General features: G+C 39.9%; 13 protein-coding genes and 1 tRNA gene. 10 read left to right on the plus strand and 4 right to left on the minus strand.

What is annotated here, in order from left to right:
- Window positions 1-60: 60 nt before the first annotated feature.
- The gene (gene abc-f / locus OLM45_RS05455; protein ID WP_264512619.1) at window positions 61-1,986 is read left to right on the plus strand and encodes a ribosomal protection-like ABC-F family protein; all 1,926 of its coding nucleotides are present in this window, start codon (window positions 61-63) and stop codon (window positions 1,984-1,986) included.
- Here the strand turns inward: abc-f and OLM45_RS05460 are convergent.
- Complete coding sequence (locus OLM45_RS05460) at window positions 1,983-3,137, minus strand: GNAT family N-acetyltransferase (RefSeq protein ID WP_264512621.1); 1,155 nt, start codon at window positions 3,135-3,137, stop codon at window positions 1,983-1,985. The genes abc-f and OLM45_RS05460 overlap by 4 nt on opposite strands.
- A gap of 56 nt (window positions 3,138-3,193) precedes the next feature.
- The gene (locus tag OLM45_RS05465; RefSeq protein ID WP_264512623.1) at window positions 3,194-3,685 is read right to left on the minus strand and encodes a DUF1761 domain-containing protein; all 492 of its coding nucleotides are present in this window, start codon (window positions 3,683-3,685) and stop codon (window positions 3,194-3,196) included.
- A 190-nt stretch (window positions 3,686-3,875) separates the two neighbouring features.
- On the opposite strand from OLM45_RS05465, the gene OLM45_RS05470 reads away from it, so the two are divergent.
- The 3 genes from OLM45_RS05470 (at window position 3,876) to era (ending at window position 5,865) form a co-directional block, all read left to right on the plus strand.
- On the plus strand, window positions 3,876-4,730 hold the full coding sequence (locus OLM45_RS05470; RefSeq protein WP_264512625.1) for a leucine-rich repeat domain-containing protein: 855 nt from the start codon (window positions 3,876-3,878) through the stop codon (window positions 4,728-4,730).
- Between the two features lie 131 nt (window positions 4,731-4,861).
- Window positions 4,862-4,934 (plus strand) — tRNA-Met (locus OLM45_RS05475).
- Window positions 4,935-4,980: 46 nt separating this feature from the next.
- Window positions 4,981-5,865: a GTPase Era gene (era, locus tag OLM45_RS05480; RefSeq protein WP_264512627.1), complete on the plus strand. Its 885-nt coding sequence runs from the start codon at window positions 4,981-4,983 to the stop codon at window positions 5,863-5,865.
- Window positions 5,866-5,975: 110 nt separating this feature from the next.
- On the opposite strand, the gene OLM45_RS05485 is transcribed toward era, so the two are convergent.
- Window positions 5,976-6,470: a hypothetical protein gene (locus tag OLM45_RS05485; protein ID WP_129459837.1), complete on the minus strand. Its 495-nt coding sequence runs from the start codon at window positions 6,468-6,470 to the stop codon at window positions 5,976-5,978.
- 92 nt (window positions 6,471-6,562) lie between these two features.
- Here OLM45_RS05485 and der point away from each other — a divergent pair, with 92 nt between their 5' ends.
- From der to OLM45_RS05510, 5 genes are all read left to right on the plus strand, one after another.
- A complete protein-coding gene (gene der, locus OLM45_RS05490; protein WP_129459836.1) occupies window positions 6,563-7,873 on the plus strand; it encodes a ribosome biogenesis GTPase Der in 1,311 nt (436 codons plus the stop codon).
- A gap of 6 nt (window positions 7,874-7,879) precedes the next feature.
- On the plus strand, window positions 7,880-8,512 hold the full coding sequence (locus tag OLM45_RS05495; RefSeq protein ID WP_129459835.1) for a 7-carboxy-7-deazaguanine synthase QueE: 633 nt from the start codon (window positions 7,880-7,882) through the stop codon (window positions 8,510-8,512).
- Window position 8,513: 1 nt separating this feature from the next.
- On the plus strand, window positions 8,514-9,314 hold the full coding sequence (locus OLM45_RS05500) for an energy transducer TonB (RefSeq protein WP_264512629.1): 801 nt from the start codon (window positions 8,514-8,516) through the stop codon (window positions 9,312-9,314).
- Between the two features lie 100 nt (window positions 9,315-9,414).
- Window positions 9,415-9,840 carry a DUF2059 domain-containing protein gene (locus tag OLM45_RS05505; protein WP_264512631.1) on the plus strand — a complete coding sequence of 142 codons (426 nt, stop codon included), beginning with the start codon at window positions 9,415-9,417 and terminating at the stop codon, window positions 9,838-9,840.
- Window positions 9,841-9,902: 62 nt separating this feature from the next.
- Window positions 9,903-11,060 carry an aminotransferase class V-fold PLP-dependent enzyme gene (locus OLM45_RS05510; RefSeq protein ID WP_264512633.1) on the plus strand — a complete coding sequence of 386 codons (1,158 nt, stop codon included), beginning with the start codon at window positions 9,903-9,905 and terminating at the stop codon, window positions 11,058-11,060.
- Window positions 11,061-11,139: 79 nt separating this feature from the next.
- Here the strand turns inward: OLM45_RS05510 and OLM45_RS05515 are convergent, their stop codons facing one another.
- A complete protein-coding gene (locus OLM45_RS05515; protein ID WP_264512635.1) occupies window positions 11,140-11,841 on the minus strand; it encodes a class I SAM-dependent methyltransferase in 702 nt (233 codons plus the stop codon).
- 30 nt (window positions 11,842-11,871) lie between these two features.
- Here OLM45_RS05515 and OLM45_RS05520 point away from each other — a divergent pair, with 30 nt between their 5' ends.
- Window positions 11,872-12,372: a YkgJ family cysteine cluster protein gene (locus OLM45_RS05520; RefSeq protein ID WP_413614193.1), complete on the plus strand. Its 501-nt coding sequence runs from the start codon at window positions 11,872-11,874 to the stop codon at window positions 12,370-12,372.
- Window positions 12,373-12,403 lie beyond the last annotated feature (31 nt).

Below are 12,403 nucleotides of genomic sequence, written 5' to 3' on the forward strand. Positions count from 1 at the left end.
ATTTTAAGCAAAGGTAAGATTTCGCTTATCTTTCTCATGTAACTAAAGTCACATTTTTTTATGCTCAATATCCATAATTTATCGGTTTCCTTTGGTGGAACCTATTTGTTTGAAGAAGTAACGTTCCGATTAGGGTCGGGTGATCGCGTCGGATTAGTGGGCAAAAATGGAGCCGGTAAATCAACCATGCTGAAAATTCTCTCCGGAGATATCAAACCCGATAGTGGAACCATTGCCACAGAACGCGATATTAAATTGGGATTTTTGCGTCAGGATATTGATTTTGAAAAAGGACGAACCGTGCTTGAAGAAGCTTATGAAGCATTCGAAGAGATAAAATACGTTGAACGTAAACTAGAATCCATCAATGAACAGTTGGCCACACGAACCGATTATGAAAGTGAAGGGTATTCACAATTAATTGAAGACCTTTCGGATTACACCCATCGATTTGAATTGTTGGATGGTTACAATTATGTAGGGAATACGGAACGGATTTTACTCGGACTCGGTTTCAAACGCGAAGATTTCAATAATCCTACCGAAACGTTTTCAGGGGGATGGCGCATGCGAATTGAATTGGCGAAGTTATTATTGCAGTCCAATGATGTGTTGTTGTTGGATGAGCCGACCAACCACTTGGATATCGAAAGTATCATTTGGTTGGAGAATTTCTTAAAAACATTTCCGGGAGTAGTGGTCATTGTTTCCCACGATAAAATGTTTTTGGATAATGTAACCAACCGTACCATCGAAATTTCATTGGGTAAAATTTACGATTATAATAAACCGTATACGCAGTATTTGGTATTGCGCGAAGATATCCGCGAAAAGCAATTGGCTTCACAACGCAATCAACAAAAGAAAATTGAAGAGACAGAAAAGTTAATCGAGCGTTTCCGGTATAAAGCGACTAAAGCTTCCATGGCACAATCGCTGATTAAAAAATTAGATAAAGTAGAACGCATCGAAGTCGATGAAGACGATAATGCCGTAATGGCCATTTCATTTCCGGTATCTAAAACTCCAGGCCGTGTGGTCATTGAAGCCGAACATGTTTCTAAAGCTTTTGGCGAAAAGCAGGTTTTAAAAGATATCTCATTAATGGTGGAGCGCGGAAGTAAGATTGCTTTTGTGGGCCAAAACGGTCAAGGAAAATCTACGTTTATCAAAGCCATGGTGGATGAATTTCCCTATGAAGGAACCATCAAATTAGGGCACAATGTGGAATTGGGTTATTTTGCCCAAAACCAAGCTGATCATTTGGATGGTGAAAAAACATTACTCGACACCATGCTAGAAGCCGCTACAGACGCCAACCGCTCCAAAGTGAGAGACATGCTCGGCGCTTTCTTATTCCGTGGGGATGATGTTGAGAAAAAAGTCAAAGTGCTTTCCGGTGGTGAACGCAATCGATTGGCTTTATGCCGCTTGTTATTACAGCCGATAAACGTATTATTAATGGATGAGCCCACCAATCACTTGGATATTAAGTCCAAAAATGTATTAAAGGCAGCCTTGCAACTTTATGAAGGAACCTTGCTGATCGTTTCCCACGACCGTGATTTTTTACAAGGCATGGCGAATATCGTTTATGAATTCAAGGATACAAAAATTAGAGAATATCTCGGAGATATTAATTTCTTCTTGGAACAACGCAACGCACAAAATATGCGGGAGTTCGAACAAAAAGATATGGTGAAAGTGGAATCCAAACCAGCTCCAGAAACCAAAGCGGTTAAGAGTCTTTCCTATGAGGATCAGAAAAAAGCAAAAACATTGCAGAACCGTCTGAGTAAAGTAGAGTCAATGATTCAGCAATTGGAGAAAGACATTCAACACGATGACAAAGCACTAGCTGATAATTATGACAAACATATTGAGGATGCCAATTTCTTTAGTGCCTATGAAAAAAAGAAACGGGAATTGGATCAATTGCTTGAAGAATGGGAAACCATTCAAATGGAATTGGAAGCTTTTTCTTAAACCTCTTTAAACGGATGGCGTTGCTCCCAAGCTACAGGTGGTTCTAAGTTCTTGAATAATTGCGGCACACATCGATTGATTAAAGGTTGGGTGTGGTACATAAAGCCGTGCATAGGTATGGGTGAGGCGCCTATCGAACTTTTAATCTCCATCGCTGTACGGCCATAGATGATGCGTTCAAATTGATGGGTAATTCCAAATTCGGTCATGTTGTAAAGCATGTTCAAATACAGCATTTTCTCTTTTTGAAGGGAAGCGTCGTAGCCTAAGAAATAGGTTTCCAATGTTTTTCCATTCAACAATAACGTATGAAATCCCACCAATTTACCTTCAAAGTAATACCCAAATAATTTGAATCGATCGCCACATTGTTTTTTAAAAGTACTAAAATGATTTGGGGCTAAGAAAAACGTGTTGAAAGAGGCATTGAGTGCAACATGATAATACAATTCGTAGAGACGCGATTCATTTTGCTGAATTTGCTCCCACGTTAATTCCAAACATTCAATTCCTTCGTATTTTTTGTGCGAACGCTTGTATTGGTCGCGGTATTTTTTGGAAAGCGATTCCACATAATCCGCCATGGATTTCCATTCCGATCGCAACAAAAAAATCATATTGGGTTGAACCGTAAACCCAAACAAGGATTTAAATTGATGCTGCTTTAATTCTGTAGCACATTCTTCATAAAAATCTTTGAACGACACCAAATGGATACGAATGCATTTCTTTTTAAAATACTGAATGATTTCATCCGCCATGGCGCGTAAAAGGATACTGATGTCATTGAAGTTAATCGATTTGGAAAACGCATAACCATTTTGTCCCGTAATCATATTATTTCCAATGATCAAAACATGGGAGGCAAATTGACGAAAAGCAAAATTCCGAACGCGGGTTTTCATGCAATGCAATCGTTCTCCAAAAGAAATCAGCTTGTCGACATTTAAATATTGAGCTAATGAAACGCCTATCAGTTCTTCTCCTTCAAAAATCCCAATAAAAAAACATTCCATATTGGTGGGCGCCGATTGTTCTAAAACACTTAAATAGGGAGTTTGTAAGAAGGCATTATCATGCGCCACTTCATCCCAATTTGAAGGTAATTCAGTTGTTTTTGTGAAAATGGTAAAGTGAAGTTTCGAACTCATAATAAAAATCGCCCCACAAATGTAGAGCGATTGTTTGATAATAAAATGTTAAGGATTTATTTTGGCATGCCACAGATGATGCCTCCCATAATCGTGAAACATACAATCCAAAAGCCTCCCGTTACTAAAGTATATTTAAACGAACGTCTTTCATATAAAGCGTTGGTGCCAATAACGGGTAGTGCTAAAAATAAACCAGAGATAAATCCGTGTAATGCACCGTGTTTAAAGGTTCGGAATGCCGTTCCATAATCATTCATAAAAGCCGCATACGAAGGTAATGCTGCTTTTGCATCACCGCCAACCATGCCCAATGCACCCCATTGGTGAATGGTGAGTACATTAATAATTAAAGAAATCATAAATGCATACACAATTGACATTCCAAAAATCAAGGCCATGTTAGCCCCTTTCATTTTTTCTTCGGTCATGCCCGATTCGCGCATCCAAATGTTTCCAAAGGTTTTGGGATTGTACCAAATAAATCCCATGACAAGTGTTGATAAAGCAGCCAATAGAATGGCTAGCCAATTCATTTCTAGTTCCATAGTTTGTTTAGATTTTGATTAGTATACCAAAGCTACAATTTTTTAACATACAAAAGTTGTAGTTTGTCGATGTTTGTAAGAAAAAGACTATTTATAATCACAAAATCGAATCTTAAAATGCATTTCATCGATTTTATTTGCTTATAAACGACAAAACAATGTATTTTTACAGCACCAAATCAAAATAACCATGAAACGATTATCTACTCTTGTTGCTTTATTAGTTTTGTCAGTCAATGCTTTTGCTGAAGTTTCCAACTCTGAGAAAAAAGCATTATTAGAATTAAACAAATCTACCAATGGTGCCCAGTGGACCAATAAATGGGACGTGACTAAACCGGTTGCCAACTGGTACGGTGTAAAAGTAGAAAATGATAAAGTAGTTGCCATTGATCTTTCTGACAATAATTTATCCGGGACTTTATCCGCTAAATTAGGCGATTTAAAAAACTTACAATCCTTAGTGTTGTTTAAAAATAGTATCGAAGGGGTTATTCCTGCTACTTTAGGGCAGTTAAAAAACCTTCAAGTATTGAATTTATCCTTCAATAAAATGTCAGGTGAAATTCCTGCTGAAATTTCAGGAGCCGTTTCTCTTAAAGAATTGACCTTATTCATGAACAACTTGACCGGTACTATTCCAGCTTCAATCGGAAAATTAACACAGTTGCAAGTTGTTTCCTTGTACAACAATCGTTTGACGGGTGAGATTCCAGCCGAATTATACAACTTGAAAGGGTTGCGTACGTTAGAATTAAACAGCAATGAGTTATCAGGTAGCTTAAAACCTCAAATTGCCAATCTTACTTCATTGGAAACCTTGAGTTTATTTGATAATCAAATGAACGGTCGTATTCCAGTTGAGATTGAAAAAATGAACAACCTTACGGCTATGAATATTTCCTACAACAAGTTCAACGGATTTGTAACTAAGAAAATGTATAGCAAAGATATGATGAACATGACCATGATTAACGAGCAAGGTTTAGCGGTTAACTTGTCCATCAAAGCAGATAGAGATACTGCAATCGCAGAAGAAGAATAATTTTTTTCCCTATATCCAAGTCGAAAAACCCTGTGTCTCACGGGGTTTGTTCGTTTAAAAAAATCCTGTAATTAAAATCTTTAATTTCGACTTGTATTTTAAATATAAGTTGTATATTTGCACCCGAACAGCGCGGGATAGAGCAGTAGGTAGCTCGTCGGGCTCATAACCCGAAGGTCACAGGTTCGAGTCCTGTTCCCGCTACTAAGAACCCAGCAACTGCTGGGTTTTTTTATTTAATCCCATTACCATGTCACACAAAGCCGGTTTCGTAAACATCATCGGAAATCCCAATGTAGGAAAGTCAACACTAATGAATGCTTTCATTGGTGAACGTTTGTCGATTATTACTTCCAAAGCACAAACCACGCGCCATCGCATTCTCGGGATTGTCAATGGAGATGATTTCCAAGTCGTGCTTTCGGATACGCCAGGAATTATTAAACCCGCCTACGAGTTGCAAAATTCCATGATGGACTTTGTGAAATCCGCTTTTGAAGATGCCGATGTCTTGTTGTATATGGTCGAAATCGGTGAAAAAGAACTTAAAGATGAAGCCTTTTTCAATAAAATTATCCACGCCAAAATCCCCGTTCTTTTGCTGTTGAATAAAATCGACAAATCCAATCAGGAACAACTCGAAGAACAAGTGGCTTTATGGCAAGAAAAAGTGCCTAATGCCGAAATCTTTCCCATCTCCGCCTTGCAAAATTTCAATGTACAAGAAGTCTTTGATCGCATACTAACCCTGCTTCCCGATTCACCGCCGTATTATCCCAAAGACGCGTTGACCGATAAACCGGAACGTTTTTTTGTGAATGAAATCATTCGCGAGAAAATCTTATTGAACTATGATAAAGAGATTCCGTATGCGGTCGAAGTCGAAACGGAAGAATTCAAAGAAGAAGAAAACATCATTCGCATCAAATCCTTAATCATGGTCGAACGCGAAACCCAAAAAGGTATTATCATCGGTCACAAAGGCGCAGCCCTTAAAAAAGTGGGTATCATGGCGCGTGAAGACATGGAGAAGTTTTTTGGTAAACAAGTTTATCTCGAAATCTTTGTCAAAATCAATAAGGATTGGCGCAGCAATGCTTTTCAATTGCGCCGTTTTGGCTATAATCAAAAATAGGAGCACACGTGCCCATTTTTTTTCAAGTTTCTTCCCGCTTTCGCCTGTATCACTTCGCTATCGCTACGTGGATGCCGGCTCTATCGGGGCTAAAATCCAAACTTTGTTTTTTATTGAAGTGCCTTTTCCATTAAGGCTTCCAGTTCATGCATTTGGTCCAAGCCGCGTTCCCGTATTTGACGGGCAACCACATACAGCATAAACCAAACGCCAACCATTATTCCCATGGTCAAGATATTCCAGAAAATGGGTAATTTCATCGTGTAGTTCGAATACGCCATCATCCCAAAAATTAAAAAGATACCCGCCACCACAAAATGCAAAAACATGAACAAAGTCCATAATGTCGGATCTGGACCAAACAATCCCCGAATATGCGTGCCCGATTCCCGATGTTCTTCTAACTGCAAATGCAAATGGGGTGAGTAATATTGTTTCTGCGCACCCACGATATGAAACCAAATGTGCGTGTCGTTCACTTTGATGGAATAATCGGCCGGACATGCCGTTTTGAATTGCTCAAATTTGGAGCGAATTTCCGTTACCGCCTCCGGAACGTCCTTGTAAAATCGCAACCGAAGTTGGACCGCATGTTCGTTTTCCATAGTTTATTTGTTTGATTGGTACGAACTAAGATACAAAAAATTAGAATGCTCCACCCAACTTTATTACCTTTGCATCCCAATTTAGAATACGTATGAACAATATTGTTGCCATCGTCGGAAGACCCAATGTAGGAAAGTCTACATTCTTCAACCGACTCATTCAAAGAAGAGAAGCGATCGTTGATTCGGTGAGCGGTGTAACCCGTGACCGTATCTACGGAAAAAGCGAATGGAACGGAAAAGAATTTTCGGTTATCGATACCGGTGGTTACATCAAAGGTTCTGAGGATATTTTTGAAGCAGAAATTCGCCGACAAGTCGAATTAGCTATCGATGAAGCTGATGCCATCATTTTTGTGGTAGATGTTGAAGAAGGAATCACTCCCATGGACGCAGAAGTGGCCAAGTTGTTGCGCAAAGTGACCAAACCCGTTTTACTAGCTGTGAACAAAGTAGATTCGGCTAGCCGCGAAAAAGATGCCTACGAATTCTATAATCTTGGTCTTGGAGAATACTTCACCCTTTCGGGAATGAACGGAAGTGGAACCGGAGAATTGCTGGATAAATTGGTAGAAGTATTACCCGAATTACCAGAAACATCCGATGAGGAAGAGCAATTGCCACGTTTTTGTGTAGTGGGGCGTCCCAATGCCGGAAAATCCTCGTTCATCAATGCCTTGATTGGTGAAGATCGATATATTGTAACCGATATTGCCGGAACAACTCGCGACTCAATCGATACGCGTTTTACCAAGTTTGGTTTCGACTTTAACTTAGTGGATACGGCCGGAATTCGTCGTAAAGCCAAAGTGAAAGAAGATTTGGAATTTTATTCCGTAATGCGTTCCGTGCGCGCTATCGAACACAGTGATGTGTGTATTTTAATGGTTGATGCCACCCGCGGATTTGAGAGTCAGGACCAAAATATTTTCTGGTTGGCTCAAAAAAACCGCAAAGGAATCATCATCTTGGTCAATAAATGGGATTTGGTGGAAAAAGAAACCATGACCATGCGCGAATACGAATTGCGCATTCGCAAACAATTAGAGCCATTTACCGATGTGCCGATTTTATTTACTTCGACATTAACGAAACAGCGTTTGTTAAAAGCGTTGGAAGCCACTGTCGAGGTTTACGAAAACAGAAAACAACGCATTCAAACGTCAAAGTTCAATGAATACATGTTGAACTTGATTGAAAATTTCCCGCCACCTGCATTAAAAGGGAAATACATCAAAATTAAATACTGTATGCAGTTGCCCACACCAGTGCCGCAATTTGTATTTTTTGCCAATTTACCCCAGTATGTAAAAGATCCGTACAAGCGTTTCTTGGAAAATAAAATCCGTGAAAACTGGAACTTTACTGGCGTGCCTATTGATATTTACATCCGCGATAAATAGTTTGTTATGTTAGCCAAAGAAATTCAACAAGCCGTAGACAAAGGTTTGATGCTTCCGTTGATGGAAGAATTCTACACCATTCAAGGGGAAGGATTCCATACCGGTACAGCGGCCTATTTTGTGCGCATTGGCGGTTGTGATGTGGGTTGCCATTGGTGTGATGTAAAAGAAAGTTGGAACGCCGATTTGCATCCGCCTACAGCAGTTGATCAGATTGTCTCCAACGCAAAATCCTATGCCGATACGGTAGTGGTGACGGGGGGCGAACCCTTAACGTGGGACATGACTGCGTTAACAAAAGGTTTGAAAGAAGCCAATTTACGCGTGCATATAGAAACTTCAGGGAGTTATCCCGTAACAGGCGATTGGGATTGGTTCTGTCTTTCTCCCAAAAAAAACCGACTGCCGGTTGATGCTGCTTATGCTGCAGCCGACGAATTAAAAGTGATTATTCACAATAAACACGATTTCATTTTCGCCGAAGAACAAGCCGAAAAAGTCAATGGCAATGCCGTATTGTTTTTGCAACCCGAGTGGAGCAAAAAAGAAATCGTGACGCCGATGATTGTGGATTATGTGATGCAACATCCCAAATGGCGCGTATCTTTACAGACACATAAGTATTTAAATATACCCTAATATGAAAAATGTATTGTTGTTTTTGGCGTGTATAGTAACAGGAGTAATCCTAGCTCAACCGATGCAACCGCCGAAGATGCCCGTGTTTCCTACTACGAAGTGGCCTACCTTTGAAGATTTTTTAGAGAAACAATCTGGAGTGGCTTGGGATACTTCATTAGAATACCGGTTTACGATTCAATTTTATATTGATGAAGACGGTTCGGTCAAATATCCAACAGTACTTTACAATACGCACGAAGCTATTGCCCAACAGCTTTATACGACCATTCCAACTTCTCCCAAATGGAGTAGAGAAGGAATGTCGCCCGACCTCATTACAAAAGTGGAAAAAAAGCTAACCTTCAAAGCGGGTAAATGGGAAGTGAAAACGAAAATGATGTCGTATACATTGGCCAGCATTAATCGGTCTGAATTGCAAAGTCAGAGCAAAGTGGTTTTTATGCCCCAATATGAAGCGCCAAAAACAGATGTTAAACAAGACGACGACATTTATAATGTTAGTGGCATTGAAGCTAAACCCGAATATCCAGGTGGACCCAATGAATTTTATAAGTTGATTGCAAAGCACTACCGAACTCCTGAAGTGCCGGGTTTGAATGGTACTGTAATTGTATCCTTTGTGATTGAAAAAGATGGTTCGTTAACCGAAATGAAAGTGCTCCGAGATATTGGCTATGGAACAGGGGATGAAGCCATCCGTGTCTTAAAACTATCGCCGCTATGGAAGCCTGGACACCAATTAGGCAAGCCCGTGCGATGCAGTTATACCCTTCCTATTAAAATTAGTAATAAAGGGTAGATTCAGTATTCCAGTTGATATCGTAACAAAAAAAATTTTTTAGCGACTAAAAGATTTAAATGTAAAAACACTACATTTATAACAATTAATAAAATAGACAATGAAAAAATTAGTTTTCACTTTCGCATTTGTTTGCGTATCAACTTTAGGTTTTTCTCAAGAGGCGGCTAAACCAGCTGTAGACGAGGCTTTTAAAAAAGAATGTTTAGCAGTAATTGAAGCCAGCGGGTCAGGAAATATGTTAAACTCATACCGCGATCAAATTGTAGGTCAAGTAGCTGAAGAAAAACGCGCTGCTTTTATCGTGGAATTTGATGCATTGATGAAAAAAGTAAACGAAAAAACAGCTGAAGTATATATGCAAGTATATACCAAAGAAGACATCAAAGCAATGAAAGCCTTTTATAATAGCCCAGTGGGAAAAAAAATGAAGGAAAAAGCAGGAGAAGTTAACCAAAAGTCGCAAGAGAGTATGATGGATATTCAAACGGACTTGCAAGCGTTAATGATGAAATACATGCAATAATACAACATGAAAAATAAGAAAGTCCCGAACAGTTTGTTTGGGATTTTTTTTGACCAAATGCTATGAAATCACATTTTTTATTGGATCCAGCGATTACTTTTTTAAATCATGGATCGTTTGGTGCCACGCCTCAACCCGTGTTTGAGGCCAAAGTCAATTTGCAACGCGAGATGGAAGCCGATCCCGTGCATTTTATTCAGAAAAAATTGCCCGTATATTTAAAAGCAGCCAAAGAACCCATGGCTGCATTTATCGGTTGCGATACGTCTGATTTTTTCTTTACACCTAATCCAACACAGGCCATCAATACCATCATGCACAGTTTGCAATTGCAACCGGGTGACGAAATATTAGCCACCAATCATGAATATGGGGCGATGGATCGTACGTGGAATTTTTATTGTAAGAAATCTGGAGCGAAATACATCCGCCAAAATATTTCCTTGCCCATTACATCCAAAGAACAAATCTTGGAAGATTTCTGGAAAGGGTATTCCTCCAAAACGAAAGTGGTTTTTATCAATCAAATTTCGAGTTCGACCGCACTTATTTTTCCCGTCAAAGAAATTTGTGACAAAGCGCAAGAACTCGGATTAATTACTATCGTTGATGGCGCACACGTGCCGGGTCATATTCCGTTAAATTTGCGTGAACTCAATCCCGATTATTACACGGGAACGCTGCACAAATGGATGTTAGCCCCCAAAGGAAGTTCATTTTTGTATGTGAAAAAGGAGTTTCAAGCCGACCTCGATCCGTTAATTGTAAGTTGGGGCTACGAAAGTTTGTTTCCCAGTGAAAGTCAATTTTTGGATTACCACGAATACCAAGGAACCAATGATCACTCAACGTACTTATGTACGCCTCAAGTGATTCAGTTTTTAAAGGATAACGATTGGGAAACGCAGGCCAAAGCCTGTCGTGCTATGGTAATTGAACAGTATCCACGATTTTGTAAGCTGTTAAACAGTCAGCCCCTTTGCCCCGTAACCGAAGAATTTTTGGGTCAGATGGCGAGTATTCCAGTGTGTACGTCAAAACCGATGGAGTTGAAAGAAGTGTTGTATTCGAAATACCACATTCAAATTCCGGTGATGCCCTTGAATGATGGTGTGTATGTGCGGTTTTCAATTAATGCATACAATACGATTGCCGATTTGGATACGTTGTATGCTGCCTTATGGGATATTATCCAAACCACGGATTTGATTGAAATATAGATTTGCAGCCCGGATTGAAGCGGCATCCCCGCAACGAAGTGGAGGGATACAGCGGAAAGCCGGAATTGCTGCCCAAAAATTAAACCGTCAACCGCGCTAAATAATCGTAATTTTTGCCTTCGGCGACCAATTCACAATGGAAACCGTTGGCCAAGGCCGCGTTTTGTAGCGTATTGTAATCCAAATACAACCACGGGAATTGCTCTTTTTGCCCTTTGTAATGGAGCGTAAATTCGAGTTCGCCATAATAACCGGTATCGGGAATCCATCGTCCGCCGTCTTCGTCTTCATCAAACATGTAAATCAGGTCCGAACTGTCAATTAGAATTTGGCCGCCCGGACTCAAAAGGGATTTTAATTTCTGAAGGTACGTGGCGGTTTGGTTCAGTTTGCCAAAAATTCCTGTACCGTTCATGAGTAATAGCAACGTGTCAAATTGAGTTTCGGACTTGTAATCAAGTAACGAACTTTGTACGCAGTGTTGAATATTTTGCAATCGACAAGCTTCAATAGCATGGGCAGATTGGTCCAATGCCGTTACCTCCATTCCTTTTTGTTGAAGATACAAAGCATGGCAACCCGCACCTGCACCAATGTCTAAAATTTTTCCTTTGGCGAGTTGGAGTGCTTTTTGCTCGATTTTGGGCATATTTTTAAACGTACGAAACAAATACGCTACGTCCATTTCGTCTTCTTCAGAAATCGAAGTTTCCGTAAGTAAGGGTTGTGGATTGTTTTGGGTATAAAAATCGAGGATGGCTTGGCCGAATAAATCCAACATGATTGTATTTTTGCACAAAGATACCGTACAATGGTGAAACCAGCATTACACGAATTAGCGAAATTGGCGAAAGAGCGCCAGAGTGAGAACAAAAAGTATTTTGATAAACTCAAAAAGAATCCGCCGCGCGATTTGGATTACCAAATGCAGGAATTGCATGAACGGGAATTCAAAAAAACGGATTGTTTGCAATGCGCCAATTGCTGTAAAACTACGGGGCCTTTATTTACTTCAGCCGATATCGAACGGATTGCGAAGCATTTTCGCCAAAAGCCGCAGCAATTTATAGATCACTATTTACGCATTGATGAAGATAACGATTATGTGTTGAAAAGTGTACCGTGTACGTTTTTGGATGCGGATAATTATTGCATGATTTATGAGGTGCGTCCCAAAGCTTGTCGGGAATACCCGCACACGGATCGCACGAAGTTTTATCAAATCGCGAATTTGACCTTGCAGAACGTGTCCATTTGTCCGGCAGCTTTCAATATTGTCGAGGAAATGAAAAAAAGAATTCCCGTGAAGTAATATTTTTCTGTCGTTTTCGTTGTGTAAAAAA

The organism is Flavobacterium sp. N1719, from assembly GCF_025947045.1.
Classification (GTDB): Bacteria; Bacteroidota; Bacteroidia; order Flavobacteriales; family Flavobacteriaceae; genus Flavobacterium; species Flavobacterium stagni.